Genomic DNA, 22806 nt, shown 5'->3' with positions numbered 1-22806 from the left:
AATATCAGGATAATAAAAATGAGTACAGAATTTTCCAAGCTAGGATTAGGCAACGAAATCGCCCAAGCCCTAGCCGAACAGGGCTATGAAACGCCCACGCCCATTCAAGCTGCCGCCATTCCCAAAGCCCTAGCAGGACACGATTTACTCGCCGCCGCGCAAACAGGCACAGGCAAAACCGCCGCATTCATGCTGCCCAGCCTAGAACGCCTTAAACGCTACGCCAACGCCAGCGCATCGCCCGCCATGCACCCCGTGCGCATGCTCGTGCTGACCCCCACGCGCGAACTCGCCGACCAAATCGACCAAAACACGCGCAGCTACATGAAATATTTACCGTTGCACCACACCGTGTTATTCGGCGGCGTGAATATGGACAAACAAACCACCGATTTGCGTTCAGGCTGCGAAATTGTCGTTGCCACTGTAGGGCGTTTGCTCGACCATATCAAACAGCGCAACATCAATTTGAACAAAGTAGAAATCGTTGTGCTGGACGAAGCCGACCGCATGCTGGACATGGGTTTTGTGGACGAAATCCGCGCCATTATGAAAATGTTGCCGAAACAACGCCAAACGTTGCTGTTTTCCGCCACATTCGCGCCCGCCATTCGCAAGCTCGCGCAAGAATTTATGAATTCGCCTGAAACCGTGGAAGTTGCCGCGCAAAACACCACAAACGCCAATGTGGAAGAACACGTGATTTCTGTGGACACGTTCCGCAAACGCGAATTGTTGGAACGCTTAATCGTTGATTTGAAAATGAATCAAGTGATTGTGTTCTGCAAAACCAAACAATCCGCCGACCAAGTTTCACGCGATTTGATTCGTCGCGGCTTGTCTGCCAACGCCATTCACGGCGACAAATCGCAGCAAACACGCTTGGAAGTGTTGAACCAATTTAAATCGGGCGAATTGCGCGTATTGGTGGCGACTGACGTGGCGGCGCGTGGTTTGGACATCGCTGAATTGCCGTTTGTGATTAACTATGAATTGCCAACTCAGGCTGAAGATTATGTTCATCGCATTGGGCGGACGGGTCGCGCAGGGGCAGACGGTGTAGCGATTTCGTTGATGGACGAAACCGAACAAAAAATGTATGACGCGATTAAGGAATTGACGGGCAATGAGTTGCCGATTTCACGCATTGAAGGCTTTGAGCCACGTTGGGAAAAAGGGGCGTTCACGCAGCCTGAAAAAGTGCAGCCACGTTCAAACACCAGCAAGAAAACGGTTAATGATGAGAAACAGATTGAAACGCCGAAAATTCCGAATCGTGGCAGTTCACGCCGCCGTGGAAAAGAGCGCAGAACATGTGCGTTGTTGCAGGCAAATTTTGGAGTTTCTATTTAAAGGATTGAATAATGAAAAAAGTGATTTTGTTTAGTGTATTGGCTGGATTGTTGGCTGCTTGCAGTGGCACTGGCGGCAGTTCGCAAATGTATGGCGAAATTAAAGGTGGCGTGGAAAGCAGTAAATTTTTCTAATGTAGCCTGAAAACGGAAAGAGCAAGGTTTATCCTTGCTTTTTTTGTGGCTTATCGCAGCCTGAAAAACAAAATACCGTTCTAAAACAGAACGGTATTTTTTAATAGGAACCCCGCAAATGCCGCTTCGGCTCAGTCCGCTTGAACCTTGAAAACAAGGTGGTCATCTCGGGTAACTTCGGGTGCAGTCTGACTAAGAGACCGCTCGCACCTGTTACTGCTCCTGACAACCGAAGCAAACTTATTGGTTCAAGGAAATGTATGCCCTCACGCACATCGCAGGGAAATTTAACTGGTTATTCAACTTCGATTTCTGTCTCAATATCCGCTTCTGGCGCGGTTTTCAAGGCAGTTTCACAAAGCTCAATCAATGCCGAGATTTTACGTTCATCTTCTTCGTTTGGCAATGCTTTTTTGCTGTTAATTTCTGCTGCTTTATCCGCCGCTTTCAGCAAATCATGGGTCAAGTTCAAAGCTGCCATAATCACAACTTTTTCAGTTTCCATGTTTTTACCAGCGTTTTGGATTGCTGTGATTTTTTGGTTCAGCATTTCCACTGCTTTGTGCAACGTGCCACGTTCGCTTTCTGGTGTGCCGATAGTGAATGTACGGTTGAGAATTTCAACGCTAATTTGTTCGATACTCATTCGTTCTCTCCGTTTTGTTCAGTTGTGCGAGCAGAAGTTACCGTTGCTGCTAAATCGATTTCGCCGCCAGTTTGCTCAACGGCTGGCAAACGTGCCAACAAGCCGCGAATATTGTTTGCGCTTTGCAGCAACATGCCACGATATTCTTGATTTTGGCTGTTTAATTGACGAACTTGCTCTTGCAATTCTTTTTTCTCGTTTTGCAAGCGTTCGCGTTGTTGCGTCATCGCTTGGTTCAAACGATTTAGGCTTTGCTCGTGTTTTTGCGCTTGCAATGCCAATTCAATGCGGAAACGCTCGGTTTCTTGCATCAATTTGGTGTTGGCACGCTCTTGCTCTGCCACGGCTTTTTCGTTCAATGATTTTTCTTGTTCCAACAAGGCTTCACGTGCTGCGCGTAATTCTTCCTGCAATTCTTCAGCATTGCTGTTGCTAGTGGTTAAGCGCAATTGGGTTTCAGACAATTGTTTTTGCAACGTGTCCAATTGGTCGCGCAGGCTTTGGTTGCGGCTATCCAAGTTGGCTTGTGTTTCGGTTGCCAAGAATTTTTGGTTTTCCAACTCTTTGCTGATAGATGCTGTGCTGTCTTCTGCGGCGCGTAATTGCTCTTGTAATGTGTTAATGCGTACGCGGTCGGCAGTTTGTTGTTGTTCTTGCTCCGTGAAGCGGTCTTGCCAATCTTTTTCTTTATTTTGAACGGTTTGTTGCAAGAAGCTGATTTGGTCGCGCAAGGCAACGCGTTCTTTTTCCAGCAACTGAATTTGTTGTTCTTGGAATTGGATTTTGTCGCTCAAGGCATCGGCATTTTTGGCAGACATGGCAGCCAGTGCGCTCACGTTTTCGTTGTTGCGGACTTGAGCGCGTGTATCGCTCAATTCTGCTTTCAGTTTTTGCGCCTCTTCTTCGTGGTTCAAACGGGCTTGTTGCAATTGTTTGCCTAGCAAGTCGTTGTCGCTACGCAGTTGGCTGATTTTGCCGATAAGGTCTTGTATGCGGCTTTCAAGTTTTGCTAACGATTGGTTCATACGATTTCTCAAGAAAAGTTAGTTTAGAGTTAATTTTTTCAGACAGCCTAAAAAAGGTTATTCGCTTTTGGGTTCTCGCTGCATAAGTCTGTCCATGACATCATGCGCGTTGAGTTCGTTACGAACAAGCTGGTAAAGCATATCGGTTACGGGCATATCAATTTGATATTTAGCGGCGGCGTTATGCACTTCTTCAATGGTTGGTACGCCTTCGGCAACGTGTCCGATTTCTTTTAAGACTTGGTGCAGAGATTTGCCTTCTGCCAAGCCTAAGCCCACTTTGCGGTTGCGCGATAATGCGCCTGTGCACGTTAAAATCAAATCGCCCATACCAGCTAAGCCCATCATGGTTTTGTAATCCGCACCCATGGCAACAGCAAGACGTGAAATTTCGGCTAATCCGCGCGTTACCAAAGCAGCGCGGGCGTTCAAGCCGTAGCCCAAACCGTCTGATAAACCTGTGGCAATCGCCATCACGTTTTTCACTGCCCCACCAACTGATACGCCAATCGCATCGGTGTTGGCATACAAACGCATGACATTGGTGTTCAATTCACGTGTTAATTGCGTAATCCACGCTTCGTTTTCTGAAGCAAGGCAAACGGCGCACGGTAATTGTTTGGCTAATTCTTGTGCGAAACTTGGTCCTGACAACACGCCAATTTTGTCGTTTTCAGGCAGCAATTCTTTCACAACTTGGAACGTTAGTAGACCCGAATCGAGTTCAAAGCCTTTGCAAGCGGTTAAAATCGGCAAATGCCCAAAACCTGCTTGTTTCACTTGTTCCACGCTGGAACGCAAGCCAACAACGGGCGTTACCACTAAAATCAATTCGCTATCTTGCAGCGCGGTTGCCATGTCTGCATGAACGGTTAAGTTTTCAGGCAGCCTGAAATCGGGCAAATAGCGTTCATTTTGGCGACTTTCTTGCATGGTTTGTGCGTGTGCTTCGTTGTGCGTCCACATCGCAACTTGATGATTATGCAAGGCAAAGTGAATGCCAAGCGCAGTCCCCCATGAACCTGTGCCTAAAACGGTAATCTTCATTTTTTTGCTACTCCTCCACGATTTTTGTTGTTTGTCGTACTAAACAGCAATAATGTTCGCGATTTTATCACAAGCCTTATTGTTATGTAGTCGCAGCCTGAAAATATCCTTTGAATTTTGCAATTATTGTGAATGCGACACTTTTTGTCATATTGCTGTAAATTTAAATGGGTAAGAAAGAACGTATTTTTCAGGCTGTGTTATTTGAAACGATTTCGGTGGCGTTATCCACAATCGCGGTAATGTTTTTGGCACACCGTGAAGTGGGGAAACTGGCGCGCTGTTTGTGATGATTTCGCTGCTGGCTTTGCTGTGGAATGTGGTGTTTAACTGGCTGTTTGACCAGAAATTTTCTGCGCCACGCGAAACGCGGACATTTGCCATTCGTGCGCTGCATGCGGTTTTGTTTGAAGGCGGCTTATTGTTGGCAACTGTGCCGTTAATTATGTGGTGGTTGGATTTGGGATTTGTGCAGGCGTTAGCGATGGATATTGGCATGACGTTGTTTGTGATGGTTTACACGGTAGTGTTTCATTGGTGTTATGATAATTTGCGTGTGAAATTTAAAACGCTATAAAACGCAGCCTGAAAAACATTTTCAGGCTGCGTTTTTCATCTTATTTCAAACGGTACAACTGCTCTGCTGCTTCAATCGCAAAATACGTCAAAATCCCGTCCGCGCCAGCACGTTTGAACGCCAATAAACTTTCCAAAATCACTTTATCTTTGTCCAACCAACCATTTTGAATCGCAGCCTGAAGCATCGCGTATTCGCCCGAAACTTGGTAAGCAAAAGTTGGCACACCAAACTCATCTTTCACACGGCGAACCACGTCCAAATATGGCAAACCTGGTTTTACCATTACCATATCCGCGCCCTCCATCAAATCCAACGCCACTTCTTGCAACGCCTCGTTTGAATTTGCAGGGTCTTGCTGATATTGGTCTTTTGTGGATTTGCCCAAATTGCCCGAACTGCCTACCGCGTCGCGGAACGGACCATAAAACGCCGAAGCGTATTTTGCGGAATATGCCATAATGCGCGTGTGAATATGCCCAGCGTTTTCCAACGCCAAACGGATTGCGCCAATGCGTCCGTCCATCATGTCTGACGGCGCAACCACTTGCGCGCCTGCTTCTGCGTGGCTCAACGCTTGCTTCATCAACACTTCAATCGTTTCATCGTTCAACACATAGCCCGTTTCATCGGTCAAACCGTCTTGACCGCTCAAAGTGTATGGGTCAAGCGCGACATCAGTCATAATACCCAATTCTGGGAACTCTTTTCGCAATGTACGGACAGCCGTTTGCACCAAACCTTCAGGATTGTAGGCTTCTTGCGCGTCTGCCGTTTTATTTTGTGTTACGACTGGGAACAACGCCAACATCGGAATACCCAGTTCACAAGCGTGTTCTGCCGTTTTCAGCAGCAAATCCAAACTTTGGCGTTTAATGCCTGGCATAGACGCGATTTCTTGCTCTTGATTTTTGCCTTCCAACACGAAAACTGGGTAAATCAAATCGTTTGGCGTTAAGGCGTTTTCACGCATTAAACGGCGTGAGAAATCATCGCGGCGCATACGACGCATACGGGTTACAGGGGCTTGGCGTGGTGGGAAGTTCATCAATTTTTCCTAATAAATTATTGAAAACGGCATTTTAGCACTTTCAGGCTGCCTGAAAACATCACGCAGCCTGAAAACAATTCATAACCCCATAATTTAAAAAATCTATCTTTCCCAGTCCGCGCTTGTTTAAACAAGCTGTGGCAAGTATCATGCGCCCTTCGACAAACCACTATAAATAGGATAAAAAAATGGCATTCACTCTTCCAGAATTGGGTTTTGCATACGACGCATTAGAACCACACTACGACGCGCAAACCGTAGAAATTCACCACAGCAAACACCATCAAACTTATGTAAACAACGCCAACGCAGCCGTTGAAGCGTTGCCAGCAGAATTTCAAAACTTATCTGCTGAAGAATTGATTTCACGCGTTTCAGAATTGCCTGCTGCCAACCAAATGCCAGTACGCAATAACGTGGGTGGTCACGCAAACCACTCTTTCTTCTGGGCAAACTTGAAATTGGGTACAACGCTTTCAGGCAGCCTAAAAGTGGCGATTGAACGCGATTTTGGTAGCGTTGAAGCATTCAAAGAACAATTTGAAAAAGCAGCGGCAACGCGTTTCGGTTCAGGCTGGGCATGGTTGGTTGTGAACAACGGCAAATTGGAAATCGTATCGACTCCAAACCAAGACAGCCCATTGATGGGTAAAGCCATCGCAGGCTGCGAAGGCGCGCCAATCATGGTGTTGGACGTTTGGGAACACGCTTACTACTTGAAATTCCAAAACCGTCGCCCAGACTACATCAAAGAATTTTGGAATGTTGTGAACTGGGATAAAGTTCAAGAACGTTTTGATGCAGTTTCTGCTTAATTCAGCATATTAAAAAAGCAGCCTGAAAAGTTTTCAGGCTGCTTTTTTATAGTGAATTAAAATAATAATGAGACAAGGCGACAACGTCCACCGTGTGCATCTAGCACATAAGGAAGTTAGCAACACAGTATCATTGCGATTTTAATTCACTATATTTTATTCCCACTCAATCGTTGCAGGAGGTTTACCGCTCACATCATAAACTACGCGGTTAATCCCTTTGATTTCATTGATAATACGGTTCGACACTTTGCCGAGCAACGAATAAGGCAATTCCGCCCAATGCGCCGTCATAAAATCGCTGGTAATCACCGCACGCAATGCCACCACATAATCATAAGTGCGTCCATCGCCCATCACGCCCACCGATTTCACAGGCAAAAACACCGCAAACGCTTGACTTGTCAAATCATACCAAGATTTGCCCGACTGCTCGTCAATCGTGTTGCGCAATTCTTCAATGAAAATATCATCGGCACGGCGCAACAAATCCGCGTATTCACGTTTCACTTCGCCCAAAATCCGCACGCCCAAACCAGGGCCAGGGAATGGGTGGCGATACACCATTTCACGCGGTAAACCCAACGCCACGCCCAATTCGCGCACTTCATCTTTAAACAAATCGCGCAACGGTTCAAGCAATTTCAATTTCATGTTTTCAGGCAGCCCACCAACATTGTGGTGCGATTTAATCGCGTGGGCTTTTTTCGTTTTCGCACCAGCCGATTCAATCACATCAGGGTAAATCGTGCCTTGCGCCAACCATTTCGCGTTGGTTAATTTTTTCTCTTCCGCGTCAAAGACTTCAATAAATTCTGCGCCGATGATTTTGCGTTTTTGTTCAGGGTCGGTAACGCCAGCCAATTTGCCCATAAATTGCTCAGTCGCGTCAATGTGAACCACTTTCACGCCCAAATTACGCGCAAACATATCCATCACATTTTTGCCTTCATTCAAACGCAGCAAGCCATGGTCCACAAACACACAGGTTAATTGGTCGCCAATCGCACGATGAATCAACGCCGCCGCCACAGAAGAATCCACGCCGCCCGACAAGCCCAAAATTACTTCTTCATTGCCGACTTGTTCACGGATTTTCACAATCGCTTCTTCGATGTAATTCGGCATCGTCCAGCTCGGTTTCGCGCCGCAAATATCCAAAACAAAACGATTTAACAAAGCCTTACCTTGTTTCGTGTGGGTAACTTCGGGGTGGAATTGAATGCCGTAGAATTGTTTTTCCGCGTGTTCCATCATCGCAATCGGGCAAGACGGCGTGTCGCCAATCACAGCGAAACCCGTTGGCAATTTAGACACTTTGTCGCCATGGCTCATCCACACGTCCAACACGTTTGGCGTGCCGTCATGAATATCGCGCGTGAGTTCGCAATCAATCGTTTTCACTTGCGCGTAACCAAATTCGCGCTGATTGCCCGCCGACACTTCGCCTCCCAAATGGTGCGCCATAAATTGCATACCGTAGCAAATACCCAGCACAGGCACGCCCAAATCAAACAAACCCACGTCGGCTTGATAATCCGATTCATACACTGAATTAGGACCGCCAGATAAAATAATACCCTTTGGATTGAATGCTTTAATTTCGTCCAAAGGCATATCAAAAGAATGAAGTTCGCAGTAAACGTGCGCTTCACGAACACGACGCGCAATCAGTTGGGTAACTTGCGAGCCGAAATCTAAAATCAGAATTTTGTCTTGTTGCATGATGATGAGCTTTGTAAAGAGAAAAATGGATGAAAAAGTGTCGTTTTTGTAAGAAAGTGTTGCTTAAATTACAACACCAAAATTTATAAAAGCAATGACTATTTTAACATAGCGGGAAAATAAAGAATAATTTAATACAACTTATTGAAATTTATAAATATTTAATAAAAAATAGCTAAATCAATCACCAACAGTACATTTAATTATGATGATTAATAAATGCATCTTTTCCTATACTGGATAATTTATTTAAATATTTCCCCTATTTACTTAATTTATGGCGAGTTTTATAATTTCGGATAGTTTCTAGGCAGCAAAACAAACCAGTAATATAAAGCTGGTAAGTGGGAACCTGGTAACCATTAGGTCATGCAATAACACTGTTTTCGCATAAGCCTATGTGTTCAAAGTGAAGCTATTTCAGCTTTAAATCGCATATTTACATATATTATTTAGGAGCCTTTAAGAATGAATTACGATAACGCCGTATCTCAAATGTTGAATGTTGATGGTGCATTAGCTGCTGCCGTTGTAGACTTTTCAAGTGGTATGTTGTTGGCTGGTGGCGGTTCTGCTGCTATCGACTTGGAAATCGCTGCTGCTGGTAACACTGAAGTAATGCGCGCTAAAATGAAAACTATGCAAATGTTGGGTTTGAAAGACAGCATTGAAGACATCTTGATTACCTTGGGTAAACAATACCACTTATTGCGCCCATTGACTAAACACGATGGCTTGTTCTTGTACTCTGTATTGGATCGTTCTAAATCTAATTTGGCATTGGCTCGCCGCTCTTTGGTTGATACTGAAAACAGCCTGTAATCCATTTTATTCATTTATTAAAATGAAAAAAGCCAAACAACAATTTTGTTGTTTGGCTTTTATTTTTATTTTAAATCTGATTTTTTTCAAAGTTGATTTTACTCGTCTTTTCTTGCTTTTTCTTAGATTTTGCTAGACTTTTGGGGCTAATTTCGCCAAAATTGCGACTTCATAGCTAAAGATTCTTTAATCTTGCTGATTAAATTCTACAAAAATATGTTTTCAGGCAGCCTGAAAACATATTTTGCATAACTTGTTATTTTATACAGAAAGTATTTCAAAAATGGATTTACGTAAATTAAAAAAATTGATTGATTTGGTTGAAGAATCAGGCATTGCAGAAATTGAAGTAACCGAAGGCGAAGAAAAAGTGCGTATCACGCGCTCAGTGGCAGCACCTGCTGTGCAAACAGTTTACACGGCTGCACCACAAGCAGCACCTGCTCAAGCGGCTGCGTCTGTGGCAACTGCACCCGTTGCGGCTGCTCCTGCTGCACCAGCGAATAATCTAGCAAACGCGCAAAAATCGCCAATGGTCGGCACATTCTACCGCTCGGCTAGCCCAAGCTCGCCAGCATTTGTGGAAGTGGGCAGTACCGTAAAAGCTGGCGACACTTTGTGCATTATCGAAGCCATGAAACTGATGAACGAAATTGAAGCGGAAAAATCAGGCGTGGTTAAAGAAATTTTGGTGGAAAATGGTCAGCCTGTGGAATATGGCGAGCCATTATTTATCATTGAATAATGGTTTTCAGGCAGCCTGAAAACTAAAATTTAAGGAAACACCATGTTAAAAAAAGTATTAATCGCCAATCGCGGTGAAATTGCCTTGCGTGTGCTACGCGCTTGCCGCGAAATGGGCAGTGCAACCGTGGCAGTGCATTCCGAAGCCGACCGCGAAAGTTTACACGTTAAATTAGCAGACGAAAGCGTTTGTATTGGTCCTGCGCCATCGCCACAGAGTTATTTGAATATTCCTGCGCTGATTGCAGCAGCAGAAGTAACAGGTGCGGACGCAATCCACCCTGGGTACGGTTTCTTAGCTGAAAACGCGAATTTTGCCGAACAAGTGGAACAATCAGGTTTTATTTTCATCGGCCCACGCGCGGATACCATTCGCTTAATGGGCGATAAAGTTTCAGCGAAAAAAGCGATGATTGAAGCAGGCGTACCCTGCGTGCCAGGCTCTGATGGTGCGCTGCCTGAAAACCCTGATGAAATCTTAAAAATCGCGGACAAAGTCGGTTTTCCTGTGATTATTAAAGCATCGGCTGGCGGCGGCGGTCGCGGTATGCGTGTCGTTGAAAAGAAAGAAGATTTGCTGAAATCGATCGAGATGACCAAAGCGGAAGCTGAAGCAGCATTTGGCAACTCAATGGTTTACATGGAACGCTTTTTGCAACGCCCACGCCATGTGGAAATTCAAGTGTTGGCGGACGAACACGGCAACGCGATTTATTTGGGCGAACGCGATTGTTCAATGCAACGTCGTCATCAGAAAATCATTGAAGAAGCCCCTGCCCCATTCATCACACCTGAAGAGCGCGCAAAAATCGGCACAGCTTGCGCGGACGCTTGTAAACGCATTGGTTATCGCGGTGCAGGCACGTTTGAATTTTTGTATGAAGACGGCGAATTTTTCTTCATTGAAATGAATACGCGTGTGCAAGTGGAACACCCGATTACAGAATTGATTACCGATGTGGATATTGTGCAAGAGCAGTTACGCGTGGCGGCTGGTTTGCCATTGCAGTATGAGCAAAAAAACATCACAATCAAGGGACACGCGTTTGAATGCCGTATCAATGCGGAAGACCCCTACACGTTTATTCCAAGCCCCGGCTTGATTGATTCTTGCCATTTACCAGGTGGTTTCGGGATTCGCGTGGATAGCCATATTTATCAGGGCTACCGTATTCCGCCAAACTACGATAGTTTGATTGGCAAAATCTGCGTTCACGGCAAAACGCGCGAGCAAGCAATGGCAAAAATGCGCGTGGCAATGGCTGAATTGACCGTAAATGGCATTAAAACCAATGCGCCGTTGCATTTGGATTTGTTCAATGATGAAGGCTTTAGCAAAGGTGGCGTGAGCATTCATTATTTGGAACATTGGCTAGCAGAACGTAAAGCAAAGTTGGCAAAATAATCTGTTTTCAGGCTGCCTGAAAACAACAAAAACAGGACAGAGAAATATCTGTCCTGTTTTTGTTTGCAGCTTGAAAATGAAAAGTCGGCTTGGAAAGCCGACCTACCATTATTCGCAGCCTGAAAAATCAATCTGCATACTGTTTCTTCATGCGTTCACGGCGTTCTTGCGCTTCAACGGATAAAGTTGCCGTTGGGCGCGCCAGCAAACGACGCAAACCAATCGGCTCGCCTGTATCGCGGCAGAAACCGTATTCACCCTCTTCAATATCACGCAACGCAGCCTGAATTTTCGCCAACAATTTGCGTTCACGGTCACGGGTGCGCAATTCCAATGCGTATTCTTCTTCTTGAGAAGCGCGGTCTGCTGGATCGGGTGCAGCTTCGTGTTCTTTCATGTGCGTGGTGGTTTCGCCAGCTTTATGAATTAACTCATCTTGTTGTTTCAACAATAATTCTTTGAAAAATTCCAAGTGCTGGTCATTCATGTAATCGGCTTCGTCGCCGTTCCAAGCCACAATGTCTTGTTCAGTTAGTTTTGCCATAGTTATTTCATCCTTCTCATATTGTTAAGGCTGTTTGCAAAGCGGCGCATAATAGCACGTTTTTGCATGTGCGGCGTAAATTTGGATATAATGAATGAACAATTTTCAGGCTGCCTGAAAATCTTTACTTATCTTTTCATTTTGAAAGACAAAATCATGAAAAAATTTTTATTGACGACTGCGCTGTCTGCCATGATTGCCCAACCTGTTTTTGCAGAAGAATTGCATTACAACATTGTGGAATTTTACGAAAGTGCCAGCGTTTCTGTGCCAAACGATACGATGAACATTGTTTTGCGTGTGCAAGAAACGGGCAAATCGCGCAACGATGTGAGCAACAAAGTGAGCCGCCGCGTGAATGCGGTGTTAGCGAAAGCCAAAGCCAATCATGCGTTTGAAGTGGAATCGGGCAACCGCAGCGTGTACCCTGAATACGGCGAAAAGCGCACGATTACCAACTGGACAGATTCAGCAGATATTCGCGTGAAAAGCACGGATTTTGACGCGTTGAGCAAATTGGCGGCAGAGACGCAAGATGTGGCAATGTTGGAAAACGTGTCGTTTAGCGTATCGCCGGAAAAACGCGCGGCGGCGGTTGAGCAATCCAGTGAACAGGCATTGAAAGCATTTCAAACTCGTGCGAAAAGTGTGAGCAATAGCTTGGGTTTTAGCAGCTACAAAATTGTGCGTGTGCAGCTCAATCAATCGTTTGAAAACATGGACGACGTGATAAACTATTCTGCACCTATGGAGGCTTCTTTGCGTATGGTAAAAGTGCAATCTAATGATGTGATGAACACCAGCCCTGGCATGCAGGAAATCCGTCAAACGGTGCATGGTTCGGTTCAAATGCAATAACGAAAAAAGCAGCCTGAAAACATTTTCAGGCTGCTTTTTATAGTTGATGCAATTATTTTTTAAGACAAGGCGACAACGCCCGCCGTGTACAAATAGTACATAAGGGCGTTGGCAACGCTGTACTAATCTAAATTTAATTCACTATAACGTTTGCAGGCTGCAATTTTGAAGATTATGCAGCCCGAAATATAATCCTCCCATCACTTTTCAGGCTGCATTCTATGATTTACCACCACATCGCGCTCAACACCATTCTCCCCTTGCTCACTTATGCCCACCCCACCGAACTCCCACACGGTCGTCGCGTCATCGTGAAACTGCGCGGCAAGCCGCAAATCGGCATTGTATGGGCGAACCACGTCCAGCCTGATATTGACCCCAGCAAAATTCTGCCGATAGAACAAGTCTTTGAAAACGAGCCATTGCTGCCTGAAAACTGGCGCGATTTGGTGCAATTTACCGCGCGTTATTACCACTATCCGCTCGGTCAAACCGTGTTCACAGCCCTGCCAGCCCCACTCAAAGAAACCAAGCCGCTCGCCATTCCCGAACCTGAACTTTTTTACACGCTGAACGAAACAGGTAAAGCACAAACGCCGCCGTCTGAATCACGCGCTAAAAAGCAATGGCAATTTTGGCAAGCTCTGCTTTCAGGCTGCCTGAATGTGTCTGCGTTGAAAAAAATTCATCCGCAAGCCAAAACGCTGTTGGCAGAATACGCGGCGCAAAATTGGTTGGAAATCAGCACCGCCGCCACGCCAACCATTCCGCCATCTCAGCATATTTTGAATGAAGACCAATCTCGCGCCAGTCAATCGATTCAAAATCAATTGGATAATTATCACGTTCATTTGTTGCACGGCATCACGGGCAGCGGCAAGACGGAAGTGTATTTTGACATTATGGCAAATGTGTTGGCGCACGGTAAACAGGTGCTTTTTTTGCTGCCTGAAATCAATCTCACGCCGCAATTGTTGCAGCGCATTACGCAGCGTTTTCCTGATATGCCGACTGCGGTGTTGCACAGCCAAACCGCCGCAGGGCAACGTGGTCGTGATTATTTACGCGCGATGTTGGGGCAGGCGAAATTGGTTATTGGTACGAGATTGTCGGTGTTCACGCCGATTGAGCAGTTGGGGCTAATCGTGGTTGATGAAGAACACGATGGTTCATTTAAGCAGGACAATGAATTGCGCTATCACGCGCGTGATTTGGCGATTTGGCGCGCGAAACAGGCGAATTGTCCGATTATTTTGGGCAGTGCAACGCCAAGTTTGGAAACGTGGCACAAGGCGCAAATGGGGCAATATCAGTTGCACAGTTTGCCGAAACGGGCGAATGCTCAAGCGGTGCTGCCTGAAATTCAGTTGCTGGATATTCGCCGTCAGAAATTGGACAATGGTTTTTCTGCGCCTGCGTTGGCATTGTTGCAGGAGAATTATCGTCAGGGTGGTTTGTCGCTGGTGTATTTGAATCGGCGTGGGTTTGCGCCTGCATTGTTTTGTGGGGATTGTGGGCATACGTTTGGTTGTCCGCATTGTTCGGCGAAAATGGTGTTGCATCAACGTGCTGGGCAGTTGCGTTGCCATCATTGTGATTTCAGGCTGCCTATTCCACGCGCTTGTTCAGAATGTGGTAATCAGGATTTAACGGCGGTTGGGCAGGGTACGCAGCGTGTGGAAGAGACGTTGCGCCAAGCGATGCCGAATGCGAAAGTGATTCGTGTGGATAGGGACAGTACGCATCGTAAAACGGATTGGGCGAATTTGTATCGGGATATTCAGGAAAATCAGGTGGATATTTTGGTGGGAACGCAGATGTTGGCAAAGGGGCATGATTTTGCGAAATTGAATTTGGTGGTGATTTTGAATGCGGACGGTTCGTTATTTAGCAGTGATTTTCGTGCACCTGAGCGGTTGTTTACGGAATTGACGCAGGTGTCGGGTCGGGCGGGTCGGGCGGAAAAGGCGGGGAAGGTGTTGATTCAAACGCAATTGCCGAATCATGAGGTGTTTGCGGCGGTGAAGGCGCAGGATTATGTGCAGTTTGCAAATCATGAATTGGCGCAGCGTGAGTTGTTTAGTTTGCCGCCGTTTGGTTTTCAGGCTGCGATTCGGACGGACGCGTTGAAAATGGACGATGCGGTGTTGTTTTTGAATGAAATCAATAGCTTGGTTGCGCCGTTGTTGCCTGAAAATGTGTTTGTGTTTGGTGCGATTCCGATGTTAATGGCGCGTTTGGCGAAACGTGAACGGGCGCAGGTGTTTTTGGAAAGTACGGATAGGGTGGCGTTGCATCGGGCAATTTCGTTGTGGGAACAGGTGTTGGTGCAGTATCGTGATGCGCGGATTCGTTGGCATATTGATGTGGATTATCAGGAGATGTGAATAGCGTGGTCATTGTCGCCTTGTCCTGATTTGAATTTATAGTAAATTCAAAATAAAATAGTACAATTCTAATTTTATCTTTAAGGTACATAAAATGGCATATTCAATTGATTTACGAGAAAAAGCATTAAATTGTTACAAGCAATGTAACAATGCAAGTAAAGCTGCCAAAACCTATGGTATCTCAAGAAATACGCTTTACCTTTGGATTAAATTAGAAGAACAAACAGGTAGCCTGAAACATCAAGTCAAAGGGCAAAATGCCACTAAATTGGATACACAAGCACTCAAACAATATATTGAACAAAATCCTGATGCTTATCTCTATGAAATGGCTGAAATGTTTAGTTGCTCCACATCAACTATTTTTTATGCGCTCAAAAAATTAGGTATCACGCGTAAAAAAAGACCACCACTTACAAAGAACAAGACCCAAAAAAAGTAGCTCATTATTTAGCTCAGTTAGCCCAATTTTCGGACTACCCGCTTGTTTATTTGGATGAAACAGGATTTGATACCTCTTTCTTTCGTCCGTATGCTCGTAATCCGAAAGGGGAAATTGTTAAAACCAAGATAAGCGGTAGAAAATACCAACGCTTATCATTTAGTTGCAGCGCAAATTGGGCAAAATTTAATTGCGCCAATGATTTATCAAAATACAATGACCAGCGATTTTTTTGAAGCATGGCTTGAAACTATGCTATTGCCCAATTTACCTGAAAAGTCATTATGGGCAAATATTAAGAAATATATGCGTTCAATTTTGCCTAGTTATGATAATTTCACAGATGCGCTACTGTCCTATTTTTATTTTAATTAACTATAAACCACTATAAAAAAGCAGCCTGAAAACCAATTTCCTAGTTTTCAGGCTGCTTTTTGATTATTTTGCAGCAGCTAATGCTTGTTCCAAATCAGCTAACAAATCATCAATGTGTTCAATGCCAATACTCAAACGAATCATATCGGCAGGCACACCTGCGGCGGCGAGTTCGGTTTCGCCTAACTGGCGGTGCGTGGTAGTGGCTGGGTGAGTTGCCAGCGATTTGGCATCGCCGATGTTTACCAAACGCAAAAAGAGTTGTAATGCGTCAATGAATTTCGCGCCTGCTTCGCGTCCGCCTTTAATGCCAAAGCTGAGCAAGCCTGATGCTTTGCCGTTGTAATCGCGGTCAATCAGGGCTTTGTATGGGCTGCTGGCGAGTGCTGGGTAATTTACCCATGCAACTTGTGGATGATTTTGCAAAAATGCGGCAACTTTTTCGGCATTTTCGCAATGGCGTTCCATGCGTAGGGCGAGCGTTTCTAAGCCTTGTAATAACAAAAATGCGCTTTGTGGCGATAAGGCTGCGCCTGTGTTGCGCAGTGGTACAACGCGTGCGCGTGCAATATAGGCGGCTGCACCGAAGTGTTCGCAGTAGTTTACACCGTGATAGGACGGGTCAGGGTGGTTAAAAATGGCGTCAAATCGTGGATTGCCTGCCCATTGAAATTTGCCGCTATCGATGATTGCGCCACCAATGGTGGTGCCGTGTCCGCCGATGTATTTTGTTAGCGACTGCACAACGATGTCTGCGCCGTGTTCAATTGGGCGGAACAGGGCTGGCGATGGGACGGTGTTATCCACCACCAAAGGCAAACCTTGTGCGTGGGCGGCTTGGGCAAATGCTGGAATATCCACCACGTTAATCGCGGGATTGCCAATGGATTCGCAATAAACTAGGCGTGTGCGTTCATCTGTTTTGGCGGCGATTTCTTCTGGATTATTCGGGTCGATAAAGCGGACTTCTATGCCTTGGCGTGGCAAGGTGTGGGCGAAGAAGTTATATGTACCGCCGTATAGCGTTTGTGTGGCGATGATGTTGTCGCCTGCTTGAACGAGCGTTTGCACAGCATAGGTTACAGATGCCATGCCACTGGCAAGGGCAAGCGCAGCAATTCCGCCTTCTAGTTGCGCCACGCGTTCTTCCAGCACGGCGGTGGTGGGGTTCATAATGCGTGTGTAAATATTGCCTGCTACGTTTAAGTTGAACAAATCTGCGCCGTGTTGGGTGTCGTCAAATGTGTATGACGTGGTTTGATAAATGGGAACGGCGGCAGATTTGGTGGTGGGGTCAGATTTGTATCCTGCGTGTAGGGCGATGGTTTCGCGTTTCATGATGGCTTCCTTTTATGATTGATGATGTTTTTCAGGCTGCGACAGCCTGAAAACTATCTTATTCCTATATGAAACAATTGCCAAATGCGAAAATTTTGTCTTTTAAATGAACGTATTTCATGTAAATTTATTTCAAAACAAAATAATTCATAAAAAAGCAGCCTGAAAACCAGTTTCCTAGTTTTCAGGCTGCTTTTTATATCAGGTTAGACGTGGATTACATCATGCCGCCCATACCACCCATGCCACCCATAGGTGCAGCAGGAGCAGGTTTGTCTTCAGGGATTTCAGCAACCATGCAATCAGTTGTCAGCATCAAACCAGCGATAGAAGCCGCGTGTTGCAATGCAGAACGAGTAACTTTTGCAGGGTCTAACACACCCATAGCAATCATGTCACCATAAGTGTCGTTACCAGCGTTGTAACCAAAGTTACCTTCGCCTTCCAACACTTTGTTCACTACTACAGACGCTTCGCCGCCAGCGTTAGCAACGATTTGACGCAACGGTGCTTCAATCGCGCGCAATACAATTTTCACGCCAGCTTCTTGGTCAGCGTTGTCCGCAGCAACAGATTTCAATGCAGAACGTGCGCGTAACAGAGCCACGCCACCACCTGCAACGATACCTTCTTCAACCGCAGCGCGAGTCGCATGCAAAGCATCGTCCACGCGGTCTTTTTTCTCTTTCATTTCCACTTCAGTTGCCGCGCCCACTTTAATCACAGCCACGCCACCTGCCAATTTAGCAATGCGTTCTTGCAATTTTTCGCGGTCGTAATCGCTGTTTGTGGTTTCCAAGTGTTTACGCAATTCAGCCACACGCGCATCAACTGCTTCTTTACTGCCGAAACCATCAATGATGGTAGTGTTGTCTTTGCTCACTTCAATACGTTTTGCTTGACCCAGTTGTTCCAAAGTAGCGGTTTCCAAAGACAAGCCCACTTCTTCTGAAATCACAGTACCGTTAGTCAAAATTGCGATGTCGCGCAAAGTAGCCAAACGACGGTCGCCAAAACCTGGGGCTTTCACCGCGCAAGTACGCAATACGCCGCGAATGTTGTTCACAACCAAAGTTGCCAACGCTTCGCCTTCAATATCTTCCGCAATAATCATCAATGGGCGGTTGGTTTTTGCCACTTGTTCCAAAACTGGCAACAATTCGCGGATGTTGCTGATTTTTTTGTCAAACAACAATACCCAAGGGTTATCCAAACCAACGATTTGTTTTTCCATGTCGTTCACAAAATATGGAGACAAGTAACCGCGTTCAAATTGCATACCTTTCACAACAGCCAATTCATTTTCCAATGATTTGCCGTCTTCCACAGTAATCACGCCTTCTTTGCCCACTTCTTGCATTGCGTCTGCAATGATTTTGCCGATTTGTTCGTCCGCATTTGCAGAGATAGAACCTACTTGCGCGATTTGTTCGTAAGTTTCGCAAGGTTTAGCGATGTTTTTCAATTCATCAACCAAAGCCACCACAGCTTTATCAATACCACGTTTCAAATCAGTTGGGTTCATGCCTGCGGTAACAAATTTCATGCCTTCGGTCACAATCGCTTGCGCCAACACAGTTGCGGTAGTTGTACCGTCGCCAGCTACGTCGTTGGTTTTAGAAGCAACTTCTTTCACCATTTGCGCGCCCATGTTTTGGAATTTGTCTTTCAGCTCGATTTCTTTTGCTACAGACACACCATCTTTAGTGATGTATGGACCGCCGAAAGAGCGGTCTAATACCACGTTGCGCCCTTTAGGGCCCAAAGTTACGCGAACAGCGTTTGCCAATACGTTTACGCCATCAACCATTTTTTGACGCACATCTGCGCCGAATTGAACGTCTTTTGCTGTCATTTTGTATTCTCCAAAAATTAAAATTTTATTGCAGCCTGAAAACCGTTTTCAGGCTGCGTGAATCTTATTCTACGATACCGAAGATGTCTTCTTCACGCATCACCAGCAATTCCACGCCATCAGCTTTCACAGTTTGACCAGAATATTTGCCGAAAATCACTTTATCGCCCACTTTCACATCTAAAGCGCGGCGATTGCCATCTTTACCCACTTTGCCTTCACCAACTGCAATCACTTCACCCATATCAGGTTTTTCAGCAGCCGCACCCGGCAAAATAATACCAGAAGCTGTTTTCTCTTCAGCTTCCAAACGTTTCACGACAACACGGTCATGTAAAGGACGAATTTTCATTGTATTACTCCTATAAAGTGAGACGAAATTTAAATTTAAAGCAAACACTGCTTCAATAACAGTTTGCTACATTAAGGCACGCAGCCTGAAATTCAAGCACGATATTTTAAAAATTTTTAAAATATATATAACAAATTGATTAGCTAGAAAAAGTTTTTTATTTGCAAACATTTTTCAGGCTGTCATTTAAGTCGCATAAAATAACCAAAACGCTGCCTGAAAACATATTCTTACAAAAAATCACGAAATCTTGAATTTCTACTTGCATGAAACCCCATTTTTTTGTTTAATCCGCCTTGCTGCCGACCAACGAGTTTGGAACTAGGTGTTTTCCGAACGGCAACAACTTTATCCACTTTTATATGGGAATACACAATGAACAAAACACTGTTGGTTGCCGCGCTGACCTTATTCTTGGGTGCATGCGGCGGTTCGGACAAAAAAGCACAATCAGCCCAAGGCGGCAATCAGGCTGCTGCGTCCGAATCCGCAAATATCCCTCTAATCGCCACAAACGAATTAAATCTCTATATTTGGTCAGATTATTCTGACCCCTCAACCGTTACTCAATTTGGTAAAGACAACAAATTAACGATTAACGAATCGTTTTACGACAGCAACGAAATGTTGGAAGCCAAAGTGCTGACAGGTAAATCAGGCTATGACTTGGTTGCGCCATCACTTTCTAACGTTGCCCGTCAAATCAATGCAGGCGCATATCGCCCGATAGACAAAAGCCAAATCCCAAACTACAACAACATCGACCCATCGCTGTTAAAAATGATGGCGCAAGTGGACCCTGGTAATCAGTACGCCGTGCCATACTTCTGGGGGATTAACACTTTAGCAATTAACACCGATTTGGTTACCAAGCATTTAGGCACAGACAAGCTGCCTGAAAATGAGTGGGACTTGGTCTTCAATCCAGAATATACCCAAAAATTAAAACATTGTGGCATAAGCTTTTTCGATAGCCCAACCGAACAATTCCCATTGGTGTTGAACTACATCGGCAAAGACCCGAACAGCAGCAACCCTGATGATTACAAAGCTGCTTTGGAAGCCATGAAAAAAGTCCGCAATGATATTAAACGTTTCAGTTCATCAGGCTATATCGACAACATGGCACAAGGTGAATTGTGTGTCGCCATTGGTTACGGTGGCGATTTGAACATTGCTAAACGCCGTGCAGAAGAAGCTGGCAACAATATTCACATTAAAGTGCTAACTCCTAAATCGGGTGTCGGTATTTGGGTTGATTCGCTGATGATTCCAAAAGATGCGAAAAACGTTGCCAATGCGTATAAATACATCAATCATACTTTAGACCCTGTGATTGCAGCTAAAAATAGTAGTTATGTTACTTACGCGCCATCTAGTTTACCTGCACGTGAACACATGGATGCAGAGTTAGCAAAAGATGAATCTATCTTACCAAATGAACAAACCATGTCGCATAGCTTTGTAGTATTGCCAAAATCTACAGAAATCATGCGTTTACAAAATAATTTATGGTTATCATTGAAAGCAAATCGTTAAATGCAAAAAGAACAGAGATTGAAAAATCTCTGTTCTTTTTTTCAGGCTGCATTCAAATCAAAGCACCAAAAACAGCAAAGCCACCAAGCAGCAAATACGCCAACTGAATACACGTAGCAACCCAGCGCAAAATACGGAATTGCTTTTCCGCTTTTGGGCGACTGCGCTGACTGGCTTGCAAATATTACTGGCACGCCATTTCGCAGCTCATTTGAAAATCGGTTTCTTCATGCGAGAGCTTTTCCCAAAACGGCGAAAAGTCCGTGTATTCAGGCTGCGCGGATAATGTAACGCGCAGTAAACTGCTGATAATCAACAAAATCAAAGCTGAAATCACAAAGCAAAAAATATACAGCATCCATTCCACGTTTGCCGTGAATTGTTGCTCCATCAAAATTCGCCACACCAGTACCGAGAAAATCGTAAACAGCAAGCCTGTAAACGACCCCATGCGCACGGCGTTTTCATTGATTTGGCGATATCAAACAGCATTTTTAATTTTTCAATTTCTGCTTGTGTCATATTTTTCCTTTCTGGCTGCTTGAAATTATTTTGTATAAATAACTTTTTGATTTTTCAGTAAAATAATTTTTTTATCTTGTAAGTGTTGGAATAATTTTTCTACTTCTCCATCGCTGCATTTTGCGTGTGCTTTAATAACATTTTTCAATGATGCCATACGAGTTGGGCGTTTTTCATGTGCTACCGCCAATGATGCCAACACTTTTTGCCACATTTCAGAATTGGGTTGATATTTTTCAGGCTGCTTGGCAGTTTGCGCTACTGCTTGTGGCGGATTAGGAAACGGCGCATATTCAATTTTCCCATTATTTTGGCGAATCAATTCACGTTCACGCATATTCCGCGCTAATCCTTGAATATCGCCAACTTCAATTCTTACATCAAAATCCGCAACGCGTTGCGAAACGGCTGCCTGAAACTCTGCATACGTTTTCGGCTTAATATTTAAAATATAGCGTTGAATTTTCTCAAGAATATCACTATCACTTAAATGATATTGCACCGTATTCCGTTCATCATCAATCGTAATGAATTTTTGCGTTTTCAATTTGTTAATAGCTTCATTGACAATTTTATTGCGGTCATCATCATTTTTATTTTCCAACATATCGCGCAAAATATGAGTACGCAAATTTGATTCCAAATTGTGCAACCGCGTAGGCAAAAATGCGTTAGGTTGGCGCAATGCACGAAAAACAGCTTGAAAATACGGCGCAAGCGATACTGTTTCGGTTACAACTTTTTCTGTTGTTTCAGGCAGCTTTTCCGATTGATTTTCCGCTAAAACAACAGTTTCACTTGATTGAATATGGGCAATTTCTTCCACTTCATTCAAACTAGCCAAACGCACAATATCTTGCGCCTGATGTTCCGCCAAAATGTGTTCAACCAACACATCATAACCGCCATCACGCGATAAAATGCCAATCATCGCATTTTTATCCGTTGCCGTGATTTGCCCCAAATAATAGCTCAAATAAAAATCCAGCGCGTTTTTGCCTGATTTTTGCAACTGAACCAAATGCACACACTCGCCAAATCGTAACAATGATTTAACCAATTCAACCGACAAATTTTTCTGATTAACGCCCAAAAATAACCAAATATGCGTGTCAGTTTCGGGCAATTTATCTAAATTTTGCGGTTGTACATTTTCAAAATCAATCAATAAATGTTTCAATTTATTTCCTTTCAGGCTGCCTGAAATTAAATTTTATTACAAATTTTCAGGCAGCCTTTCTCATCAA

Annotated in this window: 23 protein-coding genes, 1 other RNA gene and 1 pseudogene; 12 read left to right on the top strand and 13 right to left on the bottom strand. The window is 44.7% G+C overall.

Annotated features, from left to right (window positions below):
- Positions 1 to 18 precede the first annotated feature (18 nt).
- Complete coding sequence (locus QEO93_RS10315; RefSeq protein WP_032137880.1) at positions 19 to 1353, top strand: DEAD/DEAH box helicase; 1335 nt, start codon at positions 19 to 21, stop codon at positions 1351 to 1353.
- Between the two features lie 11 nt (positions 1354 to 1364).
- Entirely contained in the window at positions 1365 to 1487 is a 123-nt protein-coding gene (locus QEO93_RS10310; protein ID WP_257875029.1) for a hypothetical protein, read from the top strand.
- 105 nt (positions 1488 to 1592) lie between these two features.
- On the opposite strand, the gene ssrS is transcribed toward QEO93_RS10310, so the two are convergent.
- The 4 genes from ssrS to QEO93_RS10290 form a co-directional block, all read right to left on the bottom strand.
- Positions 1593 to 1774: non-coding RNA, 6S RNA (gene ssrS, locus QEO93_RS10305), on the bottom strand.
- A gap of 8 nt (positions 1775 to 1782) precedes the next feature.
- Positions 1783 to 2133 (bottom strand): cell division protein ZapA, encoded by a 351-nt coding sequence (locus tag QEO93_RS10300; protein WP_044250436.1) that lies wholly within the window; start codon positions 2131 to 2133, stop codon positions 1783 to 1785.
- Entirely contained in the window at positions 2130 to 3158 is a 1029-nt protein-coding gene (locus tag QEO93_RS10295; RefSeq protein ID WP_143445715.1) for a coiled-coil domain-containing protein, read from the bottom strand. Before QEO93_RS10295 ends, QEO93_RS10300 begins: the two co-directional genes overlap by 4 nt.
- Positions 3159 to 3215: 57 nt before the next feature.
- Complete coding sequence (locus QEO93_RS10290; RefSeq protein WP_032137878.1) at positions 3216 to 4205, bottom strand: NAD(P)H-dependent glycerol-3-phosphate dehydrogenase; 990 nt, start codon at positions 4203 to 4205, stop codon at positions 3216 to 3218.
- A 167-nt stretch (positions 4206 to 4372) separates the two neighbouring features.
- Between QEO93_RS10290 and QEO93_RS10285 the strand changes: the two genes are divergently transcribed.
- Together QEO93_RS10285 and QEO93_RS10280 are read left to right on the top strand one after the other, a co-directional pair.
- Positions 4373 to 4495 (top strand): PACE efflux transporter, encoded by a 123-nt coding sequence (locus QEO93_RS10285; RefSeq protein ID WP_280642260.1) that lies wholly within the window; start codon positions 4373 to 4375, stop codon positions 4493 to 4495.
- Entirely contained in the window at positions 4495 to 4782 is a 288-nt protein-coding gene (locus tag QEO93_RS10280) for a PACE efflux transporter (RefSeq protein ID WP_209434869.1), read from the top strand. The genes QEO93_RS10285 and QEO93_RS10280 overlap by 1 nt, the downstream gene beginning before the upstream one ends.
- Before the next feature lie 40 nt (positions 4783 to 4822).
- Here the strand turns inward: QEO93_RS10280 and hemB are convergent, their stop codons facing one another.
- Positions 4823 to 5830 (bottom strand): porphobilinogen synthase, encoded by a 1008-nt coding sequence (gene hemB / locus QEO93_RS10275; protein WP_032137877.1) that lies wholly within the window; start codon positions 5828 to 5830, stop codon positions 4823 to 4825.
- A 191-nt stretch (positions 5831 to 6021) separates the two neighbouring features.
- Here hemB and QEO93_RS10270 point away from each other — a divergent pair, with 191 nt between their 5' ends.
- A complete protein-coding gene (locus QEO93_RS10270) occupies positions 6022 to 6648 on the top strand; it encodes a Fe-Mn family superoxide dismutase (RefSeq protein WP_032137876.1) in 627 nt (208 codons plus the stop codon).
- Positions 6649 to 6804: 156 nt separating this feature from the next.
- Here QEO93_RS10270 and guaA read toward each other — a convergent pair whose 3' ends face one another.
- Positions 6805 to 8373: a glutamine-hydrolyzing GMP synthase gene (guaA, locus tag QEO93_RS10265; RefSeq protein ID WP_032137875.1), complete on the bottom strand. Its 1569-nt coding sequence runs from the start codon at positions 8371 to 8373 to the stop codon at positions 6805 to 6807.
- A 468-nt stretch (positions 8374 to 8841) separates the two neighbouring features.
- On the opposite strand from guaA, the gene QEO93_RS10260 reads away from it, so the two are divergent.
- From QEO93_RS10260 to accC, 3 genes are all read left to right on the top strand, one after another.
- Complete coding sequence (locus QEO93_RS10260) at positions 8842 to 9195, top strand: hypothetical protein (protein ID WP_032137874.1); 354 nt, start codon at positions 8842 to 8844, stop codon at positions 9193 to 9195.
- Positions 9196 to 9478: 283 nt separating this feature from the next.
- Positions 9479 to 9940 carry an acetyl-CoA carboxylase biotin carboxyl carrier protein gene (gene accB, locus QEO93_RS10255; protein ID WP_032137891.1) on the top strand — a complete coding sequence of 154 codons (462 nt, stop codon included), beginning with the start codon at positions 9479 to 9481 and terminating at the stop codon, positions 9938 to 9940.
- A gap of 42 nt (positions 9941 to 9982) precedes the next feature.
- Positions 9983 to 11344 (top strand): acetyl-CoA carboxylase biotin carboxylase subunit, encoded by a 1362-nt coding sequence (gene accC, locus QEO93_RS10250; protein ID WP_032137873.1) that lies wholly within the window; start codon positions 9983 to 9985, stop codon positions 11342 to 11344.
- Between the two features lie 127 nt (positions 11345 to 11471).
- Here accC and dksA read toward each other — a convergent pair whose 3' ends face one another.
- Positions 11472 to 11888 carry an RNA polymerase-binding protein DksA gene (dksA, locus tag QEO93_RS10245; protein ID WP_032137872.1) on the bottom strand — a complete coding sequence of 139 codons (417 nt, stop codon included), beginning with the start codon at positions 11886 to 11888 and terminating at the stop codon, positions 11472 to 11474.
- 156 nt (positions 11889 to 12044) lie between these two features.
- Here dksA and QEO93_RS10240 point away from each other — a divergent pair, with 156 nt between their 5' ends.
- The 3 genes and pseudogenes from QEO93_RS10240 to QEO93_RS10230 all read left to right on the top strand — a co-directional run bounded on the left by QEO93_RS10240 (position 12045) and on the right by QEO93_RS10230 (position 15953).
- Positions 12045 to 12746 carry an SIMPL domain-containing protein gene (locus QEO93_RS10240; protein ID WP_052368837.1) on the top strand — a complete coding sequence of 234 codons (702 nt, stop codon included), beginning with the start codon at positions 12045 to 12047 and terminating at the stop codon, positions 12744 to 12746.
- Positions 12747 to 12967: 221 nt separating this feature from the next.
- Positions 12968 to 15133 carry a primosomal protein N' gene (locus tag QEO93_RS10235; RefSeq protein WP_032137871.1) on the top strand — a complete coding sequence of 722 codons (2166 nt, stop codon included), beginning with the start codon at positions 12968 to 12970 and terminating at the stop codon, positions 15131 to 15133.
- 94 nt (positions 15134 to 15227) lie between these two features.
- Positions 15228 to 15953: pseudogene (locus tag QEO93_RS10230) on the top strand (IS630 transposase-related protein).
- A gap of 63 nt (positions 15954 to 16016) precedes the next feature.
- On the opposite strand, the gene QEO93_RS10225 reads toward QEO93_RS10230, so the two are convergent.
- The 3 genes from QEO93_RS10225 to QEO93_RS10215 form a co-directional block, all read right to left on the bottom strand.
- Complete coding sequence (locus QEO93_RS10225; RefSeq protein WP_032137869.1) at positions 16017 to 17291, bottom strand: O-acetylhomoserine aminocarboxypropyltransferase/cysteine synthase family protein; 1275 nt, start codon at positions 17289 to 17291, stop codon at positions 16017 to 16019.
- Positions 17292 to 17508: 217 nt separating this feature from the next.
- Positions 17509 to 19146: a chaperonin GroEL gene (groL, locus tag QEO93_RS10220; protein WP_032137868.1), complete on the bottom strand. Its 1638-nt coding sequence runs from the start codon at positions 19144 to 19146 to the stop codon at positions 17509 to 17511.
- Positions 19147 to 19210: 64 nt separating this feature from the next.
- Positions 19211 to 19498 (bottom strand): co-chaperone GroES, encoded by a 288-nt coding sequence (locus tag QEO93_RS10215; protein ID WP_032137867.1) that lies wholly within the window; start codon positions 19496 to 19498, stop codon positions 19211 to 19213.
- A 375-nt stretch (positions 19499 to 19873) separates the two neighbouring features.
- Between QEO93_RS10215 and QEO93_RS10210 the strand changes: the two genes are divergently transcribed.
- Positions 19874 to 21037 (top strand): polyamine ABC transporter substrate-binding protein, encoded by a 1164-nt coding sequence (locus QEO93_RS10210; RefSeq protein ID WP_032137866.1) that lies wholly within the window; start codon positions 19874 to 19876, stop codon positions 21035 to 21037.
- A 52-nt stretch (positions 21038 to 21089) separates the two neighbouring features.
- On the opposite strand, the gene QEO93_RS10205 is transcribed toward QEO93_RS10210, so the two are convergent.
- The 3 genes from QEO93_RS10205 to QEO93_RS10195 form a co-directional block, all read right to left on the bottom strand.
- Complete coding sequence (locus QEO93_RS10205) at positions 21090 to 21218, bottom strand: hypothetical protein (RefSeq protein ID WP_257875030.1); 129 nt, start codon at positions 21216 to 21218, stop codon at positions 21090 to 21092.
- 3 nt (positions 21219 to 21221) lie between these two features.
- Positions 21222 to 21488, bottom strand: a complete 267-nt coding sequence (locus QEO93_RS10200) for a hypothetical protein (protein WP_032137865.1) — start codon at positions 21486 to 21488, stop codon at positions 21222 to 21224.
- 96 nt (positions 21489 to 21584) lie between these two features.
- Complete coding sequence (locus QEO93_RS10195) at positions 21585 to 22739, bottom strand: PIN domain-containing protein (RefSeq protein ID WP_085815409.1); 1155 nt, start codon at positions 22737 to 22739, stop codon at positions 21585 to 21587.
- Between the last annotated feature and the right edge of the window lie 67 nt (positions 22740 to 22806).

The sequence above is a fragment of the Kingella negevensis genome (assembly GCF_030177895.1).
Classification (GTDB): Bacteria; Pseudomonadota; Gammaproteobacteria; order Burkholderiales; family Neisseriaceae; genus Kingella_C; species Kingella_C negevensis.
This window is presented reverse-complemented; position numbering and strand designations above follow the sequence as displayed.